The sequence below is a fragment of the Dactylosporangium sp. CA-233914 genome, assembly GCF_050942935.1.
GTDB lineage: Bacteria > Actinomycetota > Actinomycetes > Mycobacteriales > Micromonosporaceae > Dactylosporangium.
The window spans coordinates 3,232,600-3,247,962 of sequence record NZ_CP192030.1 but is presented as its reverse complement, the minus strand read 5'-3'; the positions used below and the strand labels follow the sequence as shown (position 1 = coordinate 3,247,962).

Sequence of the window (15,363 nt, the reverse complement as noted above, 5' to 3'; positions counted from 1 at the left end):
AAGAGTCTGCCCCGCTTTCCGTAAGAGTCTGACCCGTTTCCCGTGAGAGGCCGCCGATGACCGCGACCGTTGCCCGACCCCGGCAGGTCGATCCTGCCGAACACGCCCACGCGACCGAGCTCGCGTTCCTCGCCGCGTTCGACGGCGGGGCGCGGCCACCCGGCTGGCGGCTCACGCCGCACGCCGTCGTCACGTTCATCGTCGGCAGCGACGGCGAACAGCTGGCGCTGCCCAAGGGCAAGCGGCCCGACGGCGTGCCGGCCAAACTGGAGATCCAGCGCAAGTTCGTCGGCGACCGGGCCCTCGTCGAGCGGTGCGTCGTGACCCTGGCCGGCGAGCGCGGGCTGCTGCTCGTCGGCGAGCCCGGCACCGCCAAGTCGATGCTGTCGGAGCTGCTGTCGGCGGCGGTGTGCGGCACGAGCGAGCTGGTGGTGCAGGGCACGGCCGGGACGACCGAGGACCAGCTGCGATACGGCTGGAACTACGCCCTGCTCCTCGCGCACGGCCCCAGCCCCGAGGCGTTGGTCCCGTCGCCGGTGCTGACCGCGATGCGCGCCGGGCAGGTCGCGCGGATCGAAGAGATCACGCGGTGCCTGCCCGAGGTCCAGGACGCGATGGTGTCGATCCTGTCGGACCGCCGCATCGCCGTGCCGGAGCTGTCCGGCACCGCTGGCGCCACGGTCCACGCCGCGCCCGGGTTCACGCTCATCGCCACGGCGAACCTGCGCGACCGCGGCGTCTCGGAGATGTCCGCGGCCCTCAAGCGCCGCTTCAACTTCGAGACCGTCGGCCCGATCCCGGACCTGGCCGCGGAGACCGCGCTGGTGGGCCGGCAGGCGAAGGCCGCCCTGGAGCGGGTCGAGACCCCGTTCGACGTCGACGAGGCGGTCCTGGAGGCGCTGGTCACCGCGTTCCGCGACCTGCGCGCCGGCCGCTCCGTGGAGGGCTGGGAGGTCGAGCGCCCCTCGACGGTGATGAGCACCGCGGAGGCGGTCGCGGTCGCCACGTCCCTGGGCCTGGCCGCGGCCTACTTCCCGGGCGACCGCGACATCCTGTCCCTGCTCCCCGCCCACCTGCAGGGTGTCGTGTGCAAGGACGACCCGGCGGACGGCGCCAAGCTGCTGGGCTACTGGGACGGCGCCGTGCGCCGCCGCGCCGAGTCCGGCGCCCGCCTGTGGCACCGCCTCTGGGAACTGCGCGATGTCCTCCAGCCGTAGCCTCTCCCCCGCCCCGCCCGACGCGGCGCTCGAGGCGCTGGCGGGGTCGACCGAGCCGTTCCTGATCGGGGTGCGCCACCACTCCCCGGCGCTGTCGGTCGTGATCGGGGAGCTGCTGGACCGCTTCCGGCCGGAGGTGCTGCTGCTGGAGCTGCCGGCCGAGTTCGCCCCGTGGCTGCCGTGGCTCGCCGATCCGGCCACCGCGGCGCCGGTCGCGCTCGCCGGAGTGCTCGGCGCGGACGGCGCCCCGGCGTTCTACCCGTTCGCGGACTTCTCACCGGAGCTGGTCGCGCTGCGCTGGGCGGCCCGCAACGGCGTCGAGGTCATCCCGTGCGACCTGCCGCTGTCCTCGCGCTTCTGGCACGACCGCGAGCAGACGGCGCCCGATGCCGCCGGTCCGCGCGATTCCGGCACCTCCGGGACGTCGCGGTCGCCGTTCGGGGACGCGCTGCGGCAGGCGGCGACGGGGCGGCCCGACGAGGACATGTGGGACCGGGTCGTCGAGGCCCGGGCGCCCGGAGCGGATCCGGAGGCGGTGCGGCGGGCGGCGCTGCTCGTCGGGTGGGCCATGCGCACCGATGCCGCCACCGGGGCCGGGGTCGGCGCGCTCGACCTGCGCCGCGAGGCGTGGATGCGGCGGTGCCTGGCCTCGGTGGCCGGGCGCCGGGCCGTCGCGGTCGTCGGGTCGTTCCACGCCGCGGCGCTGCTGGCCGGGGACGCCACCACGGACGGTGCTCAGCCGGCGCCGGACGGGATCGTGGGGTCGCTCCACGCCGCGCCGCTGCTGGCCGGGGACGCCACCACGGACGGTACTCAGCCGGCGCCGGACGGGATCGTGGGGTCGCTCCACGCCGCGGCGCTGGTCGCCGGGGACGGTGCGGAGCCGGCGTCGGATGGGGTCGTGACGTCGCTGGTGCCGTACAGTTTCGCGTTGCTCGACTCGCGGTCCGGATACCCGGCCGGGATTCGGGATCCGCGATGGCAGCAGGCCGTCGTCGCCGCTCGCGGGCGGGCCGGGGAGGTCGAGGCCGCGGCGCTCGCCGCCGTCGTCGAGGTCTGCTCGCGCGTCCGGGGCGCCGGGCATCCGGCCGGGCCGGCCGAGGCGCGGGAGGTCTTCCGGCTGGCCGCCGACCTCGCCCGGCTGCGGGGGCTGCCGGCGCCCGGGCGCGGGGAGCTGGTCGAGGGGCTGCAGAGCGTGCTCGCGCACGGGGAGGTGCTCGGGCGGGGGCGGGCCGTCGCCGCCGCCATGGAGGCCGTGCTCGTCGGGGACGTGCGCGGGTCGCTCGCGCCCGGGGCGCCGCGGTCCGGGCTGCGCCCGGCCGTCGAGGCGCTGCTCGCCGAGCTGCGGCTGCCGGGGCCGGGCGGGCAGGCCAAGGACCTGCGGCTCGATCCGCTGCGCTCCGAGCTCGACCGGCGGCGTGACGTCGCGCTGCGCCAGCTGTCGGCCTGCCGGATCCCCTACGCGGAGAACACCGCCGTGGAGGGGACCGCCGGCGTCGATGCGCTGACCACGCGGTGGAACGTGGAGTGGACGCCCGGGACCGAGGCCATGCTCGACGTGGCCGGGATCCGTGGCGTGACCCTCGCGCAGGCGGCCGAGGGGGCGCTGCGGGAGCGGCGGCGGCGCGAGGAGGGCGACGAGGGGCCGACCGCGGCGCAGATCATCGCCGGACTCGAGGCGGCGGCCGCCTGCGGGCTGGCCGGGCTGGCCACGCAGCGGCTGGAGGAGCTGGCAGAGCAGGTGCCGGCCAGCGCCACGCTCGAGGAGCTGATGGCGGCGCTGGCGCTGGTCGACCGGCTGCGCAGCGGGCACATTCCCGGGCTGCCGGCCGCGGTGGCCGGCGGGCTGGCCGATCTCGCGGGGCTGTCGGAGGTGCTGGAGGCGGCGGCCGTGCGGCAGGTCGACGGCCTCGCCGGCTCCGAGGACCTCGACGACGTGCGCGCGCTCGTGGCACTCGGGCGGCGGGCCGACGCGGCCGGGGTCGGGCTGCGGCTCGCCGATGCCCTGGTGCGGCTGACGGACGGCGGGACACCGGTGATGGCGGCGGGGGCCGGGGCGGTGCAGGTGCTGCTGGGTCTGGCCGAGCCCGCCGAGCTGGGGACCCGGGTCGGGTCGTGGGTCGACGCCGCCGTGTCGGACGAGGCGCGGCGGCGGCTGCTGGGGCACCTGCGGGGGCTGCTCGCGGCCGCCGAGCCGCTGCTGCAGTCCGGGCCGGACGCGCTGGACGCGCTGCTGGATCGGGTGGCGACGCTGCCGGACGAGGCGTTCCTGGCGCGGCTGCCGGCGCTGCGGGGCGGGTTCCAGACGGTGAGCCCGGCGGGGCGGGACCGGCTGCTGGCCGTGGTGCGCGACCGGCTTGGGGACGGGCACACCGCGGACCTCGGCGACACGGACTCGGCGGCGCTGCTGTGGCGGCTGCTGGCCGACCGGGCCGGGCGCGCGGCCGCCGACGCGCTCGGGCTCCTGCCGGATACCGCCACGGAACCATCCACAGTGGACGAGAACGAGTCCGCAGTGGAGACCAAGGTCGAGACGGGCGGGCGGGAGCTCGCGGTGCTCGATCGGTGGCGGCTGCTGCTCGGGCGGCAGGATCAGCAGCTCGGCGGGGCCGCGCGGCGATACGCGACGGCGCTGGACGAGCTGTATGGCAACGGGCGCGGCGAAGGGTCCGCCGCCGATGCCGCCGGGCGGGCGGGGCGGGGGGCGCCGTTCCCGGGGGTGCGCGAGTGGGCCGAGGAGCTCTCGGCGCTGTTCGGGCCCGGGATCCGCGAGGAGGTGCTGGCCCGGGCCGCCGAGGGAGGGCGCCGGGATGCGGTTCTGCTGCTGGATCCCGAGGCCGTGAACCCGTCGGTGGAACTGCTGCAGACCGTGCTGTCGCTGGCCGGCGGGATGCCCGAGAGCTCGCTGTCGAAGCTGCGGCCGCTCGTGGCGCGGATCGTCGACGAGCTCACGCGGCGGCTGGCGACCCGGCTGCGGCCGGCGCTGGCGGGGATCAGCACGCCGCGGCCGACGTACCGGCCGGGCGGACCGCTGGACCTGCCGCGCACGCTGCGGGCGAACCTGGCGACCACGCGGCGGGGCGAGGACGGGCGGGTCCAGGTGATCCCGGAGCGGCCGGTCTTCCGCACCCGGGCGCGGCGCGGGGTCGACTGGCGGCTCGTGCTCGTCGTGGACGTGTCCGGGTCGATGGAGGCATCGATCATCTGGTCGGCGCTGACCGGGGCGATCCTGGCCGGAGTGCCGGCGCTGAGCACGCACTTCGTCGCGTTCTCGACCGAGGTGGTGGACCTGACCGACCGGGTCAGCGACCCGCTGAGCCTGCTGCTGGAGGTGCAGGTCGGCGGCGGCACGCACATCGCCAAGGGGCTGCGGCACGCACGGAGCCTGGTCACGGTGCCGTCCCGGACGCTCGTGGTGCTGGTGAGCGACTTCGAGGAGGGCTACCCGATCGGCGGCCTGCTCGCCGAGGCGCGGGCCCTGGTCGAGTCGGGCGTGACCGTGCTCGGCTGCGCGAGCCTCGACGACGCGGGGCGGCCGCGATACTCGGTGCCGGTCGCCTCGCAGCTCGTCGCGGCCGGGATGCCGGTGGCCGCGCTCAGCCCGCTGGAACTGGCCCGCTGGGTCGCAGAGAAGGTGAAGCCGTGAACGGATCGCTGCCGCCGATCGAGGCGACGGTGCTGGTGGCCGCGGTCGACGGGCTGCCGGCCCGGCTGCGCAAGAAGCTCGACGACGCCGTCGGGCGGTTCGCGGCGCTGGCGGTGACGCGCGACGGGGATCAGTACACCGTCGCCGTCGACGAGGCCACGACCGTGACGCTGACCGTCGAGGGCGGGGTGGTGCGCAGCGCGGACGCGGTGACGTGCTCGTGCCTGCTCGCGCCGAACTGCCTGCACCGAGCCGGGATTCTGTCCAACGCGCCGGTGGGTTCCGCCGCCGCGGAGCCGGAACCCGCCGAGGATGCCGTTGCGGCTCTCGCCGAGGATGCGGTCAGGGCTCCCGCCGAGGATGGTGCCAGGGCACTCGCCGAGGGTGGTGCCGAGGCTCCCGCCGAGGAGGTCGTCGAGCTCAGCGTGGTCCAGCGGGCGGCCGTCGAGCAGGTGTGGCGGGCGGCCGTGGCGGTGCTCTCCGGCGGGGTCACCGGGTCCGGGACCGTGGCGCGGGCCGCGCTGCTGCGGGCGGCGCACGAGGCGCAGGCGTGCAAGGTGTACCGGGCGGCGGCCGCGGCCCGGGTCGTGGCCACGCTGCTGCAGGCGGCCCGGGGCGACGACCCGCACTACCGGCTCGCGGACCTGCGCGAGGCGCTGCGGGAGCTGCTGCATGTGACGCACCGGCTGCGCTCGGGCGGCGGCGAGGAGGGTTTGCTCGGCACCGCGCGGCGGCAGTACCACCTCGAGGGGAGCCTGCGGCTGCACGGGCTGTGCTCGGTCGCCGTGCTCGCCGGGACCGGGCACGCGGGGGTCGTCACCTACGCCGTCGACCGCGACGGGCGGATCTGGATGGTCGCCGACGTGATGCCGGGCGACGCGCGGCGGGCGGCCCGGGCCGGGGACGCCACCGTGGCGATGGGCGAGACCGCGCTGACCCACCGCCGGCTGGCACGGGCCGGGCTCGTCGTGTCGGGGGCGACCGCGGCCGGCAGCCGGCAGCTCGGGGCGGGCAAGGGCGTGCGGGCGGTCACCGCCACCGGGGCCGGCTGGCACGAGGAGCCCCTGGCGAAACTGTGGGCGCAGCCGGTGACCGAGCAGGTGCACCGGGCGTTCGCGGCGCTGGCGGTGCCGATCACCGACCGGGAGGCCGGGGCGGACCTGCTGTTCCTGCGGGTGACGGTGCGCGGCACCGACGGCGACGCCGTCTTCGCCGAGACCGACGGCGGGCTGCCGCTCACGCTGCGGGTCGCCGCCGATCATCCCGCGCTCGGATACCGGGACAACCTGCGGGTCATCGGGCGGGCCGACGGCGTGTCGATGCTCATGGTGGCGCGGCCCGACCCGGGGCGGCCGGGGACCGTCCTGCCGCTGGCGGTCGCGCCGGTCGACGGGGTGCAGTGGCGCGTCGACGGGCACGCGGATCTCGCGTACGACCGGCTGCACGGCAGTCAGCTGCCCCTCGACGCCGCCGGCTCCCCGGAAGCGGACGCCACCGAGGAGCTCTGGCGGCCGGCGGTGCACGACCCGGCGCTGTCACTGCTGGCGGCGCAGGTGGAGCGGACCGTCTCCGGCGGCCGGGTCATGCTGACGTTCCCGAACGGGCGGGGGCCCTCGGACGCGTCCCGGATGCGGCGGGCGCGGCTGGAGGCGGGGGCGGCGCTGCTCGACCGGCTGGTCACGGCCGCGAACGACCGGCCACGCAACGCGTTCGGGCGGCTGAGCGACGACGACGGGACGGCGTTCGCGCAGGCGTGGCTGGCGGCGGCGACCTACGCGGACGCGGCCGGCCGCGCTCTGGCCGAGGCGTCCTGGCTACCCTCCGAGGCGGAACACTACGTACCGTCATGATCAACGGGTGTCACGGGTTCCGGCCGACGTCGCCAGCGCGTCGGCCGAGCTCCGCAGGTTCCGGGTGACGCCCTCAGCGCGCCGGCGAGCAGGTCGAGCAGCTCGGTGACGCACTCCGCGCCGACCAAGGTCGGCGGCGCCCCGGAATCCCGGCGGCCCGCACCCGATCCGCCTGGCGCAACGGCCGGAGGAGCTGCGGGCCGCCGTGCAGGACAACCTCGCGAGCCTGGGCCGCGAGCGGATCCCGGTGGTGAACCTGCGCCGCGCCGATGCCGCTCCCGCGCCGCTGCGGCCCGAGGACGATCAGGTCATCGACCTCGACGGCGGAGCTGATCGCGCTGCGCGAGGAGGGCAAGATCGAGGCGATCGGGCTGAGCGGGGTGTCACTCGAGGTCCTGCGCCGCGCGCTGCCGGCCGGAATCGTGTGCGTGCAGAACGCCTACAGCCTCGCGGGCCCGCCAGGACGAACCGATGCTCGAGTTGTGCACTGCGGAGCGGATCGCGTGGGTGCCGTACGGCCCTCTGGGCGGCGCGGCCCCGGACCTGCCGAAGGTGACCTACCAGCCGGCCGTGATCCGGGCCGCGAAGGCGTACGACTGCACACCCGCGCAGATCGGCCTGGCCTGGCTGCTGCACCACGCCCCGAACGTGCTGCTCATTCCCGGCACCGCCGACCTGTCGCACCTGGAGGCCAACATGGCCGCCGGCACGATCGCGCTCGACGCCGCCACCGTCGCGGCGCTCAGCGGGGCCGGGTGAACGGCGTCACGCGGGGGCGCGGGTCGCCTCGATCGCGGCGATGAAGGCCTTGGCGCGCGCCTCGTAGTTGTCGTAGCGGCCGTAGCTCGGGGCGGCCGGCGAGAGCAGCACGACGCCGCCGGGCGGGACCAGCTCGCGGGCGAGCCGGACCGCGTCGGGCAGGTCGGCGGCCACCTCGCGGCGGACGCCGGGCAGGTCGCCGATGACGTCGAGGATGTGTTCGCCGCTGTCGGGGATGGCGATCAGGGTGACCGGCACGGCCTTGTCGCGCAGGTAGTCGCGCAGCGGGGTGTAGTCGATGCCGCGGTCCTGGCCGCCGAGCAGGACGGCCAGGGGGCGCCCGGCGTAGGCCTCGATGGCGTGGATCGTCGTCTGCGGCGCGGTGGAGAGGGAGTCGTTGACGAACTCGACGCCGGACGGGTCGGCGATCGGGGTGAGGCGGTGCGGCAGCGGGGTGTAGGAGCGCAGGCCGGCCTCGACCGCGGCGCGCTCGGCCACCACGTCGACGCCGGCGGCCTCCAGGGCGGCCAGGGCCACGCACAGGTTGCCGGCGTTGTGGGTGCCGCGCAGACCGAAGGCGTCGCGGGGGAAGAGCCGGGTGCCGTGGCGCACGACCCAGCCGTCGGCGATGTGGAAGGACGACTCGCCACCGACGGGGACCAGGGGCAGGCCCGGGCGGGCGGCCAGCTCCGCGGACAGGGTCGGGTCGGCGGCGTTGTAGACGACCGACTCGGGGCCGTGCATGGCGATGTTGAGCTTGTGGGCGTAGTACTGCGACGGCAGCCCGTCGCGGGTCCAGTCCAGGTGCTCCTCGAACAGCGACGTGACGACCGCGATGCGCGGGGAGTCGGTCAGGTCGGCGCACTGGTACATCGACAGTTCCAGCACATAGCGCTCGGCCGGGGGCAGGGACAGCACCGCGACGCCGATGTTGCCGCCCAGCTCGTTCGGGCGGCCGGTGGCGGTGAGCAGGTGCGAGATCAGCGTCGTGGTGGTGCTCTTGCCCTTGCTGCCGGTCACGCCGATCGTCTGCTTCGCGTGGTCGGCCATCCACAGCGCGGTACCACCAGTGATGGAAACGCCACGATCCCGCAGCCGCCTGATCCACGGGTTCGACTCGCCCACGCCGGGCGAGCGGACCAGGACCTCCACGCCGTCGAGGGCCGGGCCGACGGCGTCGCCCTCGAACAGCGCGACGGCGCGGTCCCAGGCGGTGGCGGCCAGGAAGGTGGGCTTGTCCTGCACGGCGACGAGGGAGGCGGGGCCGACGGGGGCGATCGCCTCGATCGCGGCGATGCCCTCCCGGCCCGTGCCCCACACGGCGACCCGTCGCCCGGCGAGCTCCGACAGCTGCATGGTTCGGAACTCTATCCGCGCCGTCCGGTGGCCGCCTTCCGGTAGTCGCTGTTCAGTCTCCCGATCAGGGTGAGCGGGATGCCCTTCGGGCAGACCGTGGTGCACTCCCCCGCGTTGGTGCAGCCGCCGAAGCCGGCCTCGTCCTGCGCGGCGACCATGCCCACCACGCGGGAGTCGCGCTCGGGCTGGCCCTGCGGCAGCAGGCCCAGGTGGCCGACCTTGGCCGCGGTGAACAGCATCGCCGAGCCGTTCGGGCACGCGGCCACGCAGGCGCCGCAGCCGATGCACGTGGCGGCCTCGAACGCGGCGTCGGCGTCGACCTTCGGCACCGGGGTGGCGTGCGCGTCCGGGGCGGTGCCGGTCGGGGCGGTGATGTACCCGCCGGCCTGGATGATCGAGTCGAAGGCGCTGCGGTCGACGACGAGGTCGCGCACGACCGGGAACGCCGCGGCTCGCCAGGGCTCGACGTCGATGGTGTCGCCGTCGTTGAAGTGGCGCATGTGCAGCTGGCAGGTGGTGGTCGCCTTGAGCGGGCCGTGGGCGACGCCGTTGATCATCATGCCGCACATGCCGCAGATGCCCTCGCGGCAGTCGTGGTCGAAGGCGATCGGCTCGTCGCCGTCGACGATGAGCCGCTCGTTGAGCACGTCGAGCATCTCCAGGAACGAGGCGTCCGGGGAGATGTCCTTCACGTCGTACGTCACCATGCGGCCCTTGTCCGAAGGCCCGGCCTGGCGCCACACGCGCAGCCTGATGTCCATTACTTGTAGCTCCGCTGGGTCGGGTGGACATACTCGAACTCGAGAACCTCCTTGTGCAGCACGGGCGGCTCGCCGGTACCGGCGAACTCCCAGGCGGCCACGTAGGAGAACTGCTCGTCGTGGCGAAGGGCCTCCCCGTCCGGGGTCTGGCTCTCGGCGCGGAAGTGCCCGCCGCACGACTCGGCGCGGTGCAGCGCGTCGATGCACATCAGCTCGGCGAGCTCGAAGAAGTCGGCGACGCGGCCGGCCCGTTCGAGATTCTGGTTGAGCTGCTCGCCGGTGCCGGGGACCTTGACGCGGTTCCAGAACTCCTCGCGCAGGGCGCGGATCAGCGAGACGGCCTTGGTCAGGCCCTCCTCGGTGCGCTCCATCCCGCAGTACTCCCACATGATGTGGCCGAGCTCGCGGTGGAAGGAGTCCACGGTGCGGTCACCGTCGACGGCCAGGAGCTTCGCGATGCGGTCCTCGACGGCGCTTCGGGCGGCGACGACGGCCTCGTCGGCCTCGGAGACCTTCGGGAAGGGGCCGGCGGCGAGGTAGTCGTTGATGGTGTTGGGCAGCACGAAGTACCCGTCGGCCAGGCCCTGCATCAGCGCGGACGCGCCGAGCCGGTTGGCGCCGTGGTCGGAGAAGTTCGCCTCGCCGACGACGAACAGGCCGGGGATGTTGGACTGCAGGTCGTAGTCGACCCACAGGCCACCCATGGTGTAGTGCACGGCCGGGTAGATGCGCATCGGGGTGACGTACGGGTCCTCGCCGGTGATGCGCTCGTACATCTCGAAGAGGTTGCCGTACTTCGCCTCGACCGCCGCGCGGCCCAGCCGGGCGATGGCGTCGGCGAAGTCGAGGTACACCCCGAGGCCACCCGGGCCCACGCCCCGCCCCTCGTCGCAGACGTTCTTGGCGGCGCGGGAGGCGATGTCGCGCGGCACGAGGTTGCCGAACGACGGGTAGATGCGCTCCAGGTAGTAGTCGCGCTCGTCCTCGGGGATGTCCGCGGGGGCGCGGTGGTCGCCGGCCTTCACCGGCACCCACACCCGGCCGTCGTTGCGCAACGACTCGCTCATCAGCGTGAGCTTGCTCTGGTGCGTGCCGGACTCGGGGATGCAGGTCGGGTGGATCTGCGTGTAGCAGGGGTTGGCGAACAGCGCCCCCTGCCGGTGCGCACGCCACGAGGCGGTGACGTTGCAGCCCTTGGCGTTGGTGGAGAGGAAGAAGACGTTGCCGTACCCGCCCGAGGCGAGCACCACCGCGTCGGCGAGGTCGGTGGTGATCTCGCCGGTGACGAGGTCGCGCACGACGATGCCGCGGGCCCGCCCGTCGACGACGACGAGCTCGAGCATCTCGTGGCGGGCGTTCATCTCCACGTTGCCGGCCGCGATCTGCCGCTCCAGGGCCTGGTACGCGCCGAGCAGCAGCTGCTGGCCCGTCTGGCCGCGGGCGTAGAAGGTGCGCGAGACCTGGGTGCCGCCGAAGGAGCGGTTGTCCAGCAGGCCGCCGTACTCGCGCGCGAACGGCACGCCCTGGGCGACGCACTGGTCGATGATGTTCACCGAGACCTGGGCGAGGCGGTACACGTTGGACTCGCGGGCCCGGAAGTCGCCGCCCTTGACCGTGTCGTAGAAGAGCCGGTACACGGAGTCGCCGTCGTTGCGGTAGTTCTTGGCGGCGTTGATCCCGCCCTGCGCCGCGATCGAGTGGGCGCGGCGGGGGCTGTCCTGGTAGCAGTACGAGCGGACCTTGTATCCCGCCTCGGCCAGGGTCGCCGCCGCCGAGCCGCCGGCCAGGCCGGTGCCGACGACGATGACGGTCAGCTTGCGCTTGTTGGCCGGGTTGACGAGCTTGGCGGAGAACTTCCGGCGCTCCCAGCGGGTCTCGACGGGCCCGTCGGGGGCGGCCTGGTCGGCGATCGGGTCGCCGTCGGTCCAGTAGGTCATGGTCACTTCACCAGCCCGGTGAGTACGGCGAACGGTACGCTGAGGTAGCCCACGACCAGCACCAGCGACAGCACCAGGGCGACGGCCCGGGCGATGCGCTCGCCGCGCGGGGTCCGCTGGCCGAGGGTGCGCAGCGCGGAGAAGATGCCATGGCGCAGGTGGAAGCCGATCGCGACGATGGCGAGGGCGTAGAACAGTGTCACGTACCAGCGCGACGCCGCGAAGTCGGCGACGACGTTGGCGTGCGGGTGCTGCTTGTCCCCGACCGGGTTCAGGGTCCCGGTGGTCAGGTCCAGGATGTGGAAGACGACGAAGAGCAGGATGATCACGCCGCCCCAGCGCATGGTGCGGGCCGCGTAGCTGCCCTGGACCTTGGGGCGGTGGGCGTAGCGGACCGGCCGGGCGGCGCGGGCCCGGCGGGCGAGCACGACCGCCGCGAAGATGTGCGCGAGGACGGCGACGGTGAGCCCGCCGCGCTGCAGCCACAGGAAGCCGGTGTGCGGCAGCAGCGGCGCGCCGAGGTCCCGCAGCCAGTGGCCGTAGTGGTCGAACGCCTCGGCCCCGACGAAGATCTTCAGGTTGCCGGCCATGTGTGCGAACAGGAACAGCACCAGCAGGATGCCGGTCGCCGCCATCAGGATCTTCAGGGCGACGGACGAGGCTCTTTTGTTCCGATTCTTCGGAATCGCCGGAGTCGCCCGTTCTGCCGTCATTACCGCCACTCCGCCGACGCTAAGGGCGACCTTTGCGATTCGTCCAATGCATGAGAGTCGCAGTGCTGATAGCCATAGGCTATGAGGGTGCAGCTACAGCAGCTTCGATACTTCGTAACCGTCGCCGAAGTACGACATTTCACCCGCGCGGCCGAGCGGCTCGGTGTGAGTCAGCCGACACTGAGTAAACAAATTCACACGCTGGAGTCAGCCCTCGGCGCACCCCTGTTCGACCGGTCCCGCGGCACTGTCGTGCTCACCACCGCCGGCGAGACGCTGCTGCCGCTCGCGCGCCGGGTCGTCGCCGACGCCGACACCGCGCGCGACGCGGTCCAGGAGGTCGTCGGCCTGCGGCGCGGCCGCGTCCGGCTGGGCGCGACGCCGAGCCTCTGCACGTCGCTGGTACCCCTCGTGCTGCGTGACTTCCACGCCGAGCACCCGGACATCGAGCTGCACGTCGACGAGGGCGGATCGCAGGACCTGGTCGCCGAGCTCGTGGCGCACACCCTGGACCTGGCCCTGATCGTGGAGCCGGCCCATGGCACCGACCCGGCGCTGGAGACAGTGGCGCTGCTGCGCGAGAGCCTGGTCGTGGCCTCGGTCGAGCCGCTGTCGGAGCGCATCACCCTGGCCGAGCTGCGCGACACCCCGCTGGTCATGTTCCGCACCGGCTACGACCTGCGCGACACGACCCTGGAGGCGTGCCGCCGGGCCGGGTTCGCGCCCCGCTACGCCGTCGAGGGCGGGGAGATGGATGCCGTACTCGCCTTCGTCGAGGCCGGCCTGGGCGTGGCCCTGGTGCCGAGCATGGCGCTGGTCAACCGCCCACTCCTGCACGCCGCGCCCCTGGTCGCCCCGGGCGTGCACCGCACGATCGCCCTGGCGCAGCGGCGCGAGTCGGTCCTGCCGCACGCCGCCCAGGCCATGCGCGCCACGCTCCTGACCCACGTGGCGCGCGGCCCCCTCCCCGTCGGCGTGCAGGCGCTGTGACGAGCCCCGGACCGGGGTCCCGCCGGCGGGGTGCCAGTCGATCTCGTGGGGCGCAGGTCACCAGGTGGATCCCACGGCGCGCGGGAACCGGGCGGACCGGCGATACTTGGCGATCGTGGAGACCGCACGGACTGAACGGACCCAGCAGTGGCTGGCCGCACACGACCTCGACACGGAGGGTGATCCCGAAGAGGCCGCCCGTGACCTGATGCCCGAGATTCTCCGGGACGAGGAGCTCGCCCCGGCCGACAAGCTCGAGCTCGGGCTGGGCCTGCTGGAGATCCTCGACACGTACTGGGCGACGGTGGAGCTGCGCTGGTTCGTCAACGCCGCGCAGGACGAGGCGCTGCCGGCCACGTTCTGGCAGGCGATCCGCGAGCACCTGGAGCAGCCGAAGGCCAGCGAGGCGGTGCTGCAGTCGCTGTGGGCCGACTGGTTCGAGGACATCACCACCGTCGAGCGCGCCTTCACCGAGGTCCTGGCCAAGGACACGGCGGCCCTCGGCGACGCCGGCGACGCACTGCTGCACCGGGCCGCCGCGGTGCTGAAGATCAGCGGGCCGGTGCCGTGGAAGCTCAAGTATCCGATCTACACCGCCGCGCTGGACGTCGAGCGCCTGCGCCCGTTCGTGTACTTCGGGGTGCTCTACAGCTTCCACGACGTGTACGGCTCGCTGGAGATCGCCCCGGCGCTGGAGTTGCTGGACCGCCTCGACCTGCCCGAGGACACCGAGCACCTGGCCGACCTGCGCACGGCGCTGCAGGAAGGGCACGCCAACCACCACCGACGCTAATTTCTCAGGTTTGATCCGGTAAGTTCGCCAGCGGCGTATCGGCCGCTGGCGAGGAGGAACGGGCGTTGCAGATCTGGGAAGCGATCGTGCTGGGGATCGTCGAGGGGGTCACCGAGTTCCTCCCGGTATCCTCGACGGGGCACCTGACCATCACCGAGAAGCTGATGGGCATCCCGATCGACGACAAGGGCGTCACGGCGTTCACCGCGGTCATCCAGGTCGGGGCGATCCTCGCCGCCGTCATCTACTTCCGCAAGGACATCGTCCGGTTCATCATCGCGCTGGCGAAGGGCCTGTTCAAGGCCGAGAACCGCAAGGGTGAGGACTGGCGGATGGCGATCAACGTCATCGTCGGCTCGGTCCCCATCATCATCGTGGGCCTGGCGTTCAAGGACGTCATCGAGGGCGCCCTGCGCAGCATGTGGTTCGTGGCCGGCGGCCTGGTGCTGTGGAGCCTGGTCATGGTCGCCGGCGACCACGTGGGCAAGCAGCGGCGCGGCGAGGCCGAGGTGACCTGGAAGGACTCGCTGCTCATCGGCCTGGCCCAGTGCATCGCGGTGATCCCGGGCGTGTCCCGCTCGGGCGCCACGATCAGCGCCTCGCTGTTCCGCGGCCTGGACCGGGTCACCGCGACCCGGCTGTCGTTCTTCCTGGGCATCCCGGCGCTGACCGGCGGCGGCGTGCTCGAGGGCGTCACGCAGTCGAAGGAGATCGCCAGCACCGTCGGCTGGACGCCCACCGCGATCGGAATCGTGATCAGCTTCGTCGTGGCGTACATCAGCATCGCGTGGCTGCTGCGCTACGTCGCCGGCCACACCTTCGCCGCGTTCGTGTACTACCGCGTGGCGGTCGGCGGCATCATCGTCGGCCTGCTGTCGGCCGGCGCGATCACGGCCACCTGAGCCGCCCGCCCCTGGTCCGCGCGACCATCTCGACGAGGACCAGGGGCACCACGCCGGCCGGATACCACCAGACGTCGATCCAGTCGAAGGCGTCACCGAGCACCAGGCGAATCAGGATGCTGTACTTGGACAGCTCGTGCGGTACACCCGTGAGCTGGAAGAACTCCAGCGCCCAGCAGGCACCGACGGCGATGAGGCCCGCCATGGCCGGCCGCATCCGGGGGGCGAGGAAGACCACGCTGGCGTAGACGGCCGACGCGTAGAGTGCGGTGCCGGTGTTCTGCTGCAGCGCGCCGTTGCTCATCAGGGTGCCGCCCGCGAGCGCCCGGATGCCCAGCGCGAGCCCGACCGCCGCGACCGCCGTCAGGACCGCGGCCACGCGTACCGCTCTCGTCGTCTCCAACACCCCGGCGATCGTAGGCGCTCGTGTCGAGCACCC

Annotated in this window: 12 protein-coding genes; 7 read left to right on the top strand and 5 right to left on the bottom strand. The window is 73.7% G+C overall.

What is annotated here, in order from left to right; all coding sequences use genetic code 11:
- Window positions 1-56: 56 nt before the first annotated feature.
- The 4 genes from ACQPY0_RS15030 to ACQPY0_RS15015 all read left to right on the top strand — a co-directional run bounded on the left by ACQPY0_RS15030 (window position 57) and on the right by ACQPY0_RS15015 (window position 7,472).
- The gene (locus ACQPY0_RS15030; protein ID WP_432989100.1) at window positions 57-1,217 is read left to right on the top strand and encodes an ATP-binding protein; all 1,161 of its coding nucleotides are present in this window, start codon (window positions 57-59) and stop codon (window positions 1,215-1,217) included.
- Window positions 1,201-4,863 (top strand): vWA domain-containing protein, encoded by a 3,663-nt coding sequence (locus ACQPY0_RS15025; RefSeq protein WP_432989098.1) that lies wholly within the window; start codon window positions 1,201-1,203, stop codon window positions 4,861-4,863. The genes ACQPY0_RS15030 and ACQPY0_RS15025 overlap by 17 nt, the downstream gene beginning before the upstream one ends.
- The gene (locus ACQPY0_RS15020) at window positions 4,860-6,713 is read left to right on the top strand and encodes a hypothetical protein (protein WP_432989095.1); all 1,854 of its coding nucleotides are present in this window, start codon (window positions 4,860-4,862) and stop codon (window positions 6,711-6,713) included. Before ACQPY0_RS15025 ends, ACQPY0_RS15020 begins: the two co-directional genes overlap by 4 nt.
- Before the next feature lie 471 nt (window positions 6,714-7,184).
- Complete coding sequence (locus ACQPY0_RS15015; protein WP_432989093.1) at window positions 7,185-7,472, top strand: aldo/keto reductase; 288 nt, start codon at window positions 7,185-7,187, stop codon at window positions 7,470-7,472.
- 6 nt (window positions 7,473-7,478) lie between these two features.
- Here ACQPY0_RS15015 and murD read toward each other — a convergent pair whose 3' ends face one another.
- The 4 genes from murD to ACQPY0_RS14995 are packed head-to-tail and all read right to left on the bottom strand — an operon-like array spanning window position 7,479 to window position 12,161.
- Window positions 7,479-8,828, bottom strand: coding sequence for a UDP-N-acetylmuramoyl-L-alanine--D-glutamate ligase (murD, locus tag ACQPY0_RS15010; protein WP_432989090.1), 1,350 nt, complete (start codon window positions 8,826-8,828; stop codon window positions 7,479-7,481).
- 11 nt (window positions 8,829-8,839) lie between these two features.
- Window positions 8,840-9,589, bottom strand: a complete 750-nt coding sequence (locus ACQPY0_RS15005) for a succinate dehydrogenase/fumarate reductase iron-sulfur subunit (RefSeq protein ID WP_432989088.1) — start codon at window positions 9,587-9,589, stop codon at window positions 8,840-8,842.
- On the bottom strand, window positions 9,589-11,526 hold the full coding sequence (locus ACQPY0_RS15000; RefSeq protein WP_432989086.1) for a fumarate reductase/succinate dehydrogenase flavoprotein subunit: 1,938 nt from the start codon (window positions 11,524-11,526) through the stop codon (window positions 9,589-9,591). The genes ACQPY0_RS15005 and ACQPY0_RS15000 overlap by 1 nt, the downstream gene beginning before the upstream one ends.
- A gap of 2 nt (window positions 11,527-11,528) precedes the next feature.
- Entirely contained in the window at window positions 11,529-12,161 is a 633-nt protein-coding gene (locus ACQPY0_RS14995; protein ID WP_432995241.1) for a succinate dehydrogenase cytochrome b subunit, read from the bottom strand.
- A gap of 159 nt (window positions 12,162-12,320) precedes the next feature.
- On the opposite strand from ACQPY0_RS14995, the gene ACQPY0_RS14990 reads away from it, so the two are divergent.
- From ACQPY0_RS14990 to ACQPY0_RS14980, 3 genes are all read left to right on the top strand, one after another.
- On the top strand, window positions 12,321-13,229 hold the full coding sequence (locus ACQPY0_RS14990; RefSeq protein WP_432989084.1) for a LysR family transcriptional regulator: 909 nt from the start codon (window positions 12,321-12,323) through the stop codon (window positions 13,227-13,229).
- Window positions 13,230-13,344: 115 nt separating this feature from the next.
- A complete protein-coding gene (locus ACQPY0_RS14985; RefSeq protein ID WP_432989082.1) occupies window positions 13,345-14,022 on the top strand; it encodes a hypothetical protein in 678 nt (225 codons plus the stop codon).
- A gap of 65 nt (window positions 14,023-14,087) precedes the next feature.
- Window positions 14,088-14,924 (top strand): undecaprenyl-diphosphate phosphatase, encoded by an 837-nt coding sequence (locus ACQPY0_RS14980; protein WP_432989080.1) that lies wholly within the window; start codon window positions 14,088-14,090, stop codon window positions 14,922-14,924.
- Here the strand turns inward: ACQPY0_RS14980 and ACQPY0_RS14975 are convergent.
- Window positions 14,911-15,330, bottom strand: a complete 420-nt coding sequence (locus tag ACQPY0_RS14975) for a DUF2809 domain-containing protein (RefSeq protein ID WP_432989078.1) — start codon at window positions 15,328-15,330, stop codon at window positions 14,911-14,913. The two genes, ACQPY0_RS14980 and ACQPY0_RS14975, sit on opposite strands and share 14 nt — an antisense overlap.
- Window positions 15,331-15,363 lie beyond the last annotated feature (33 nt).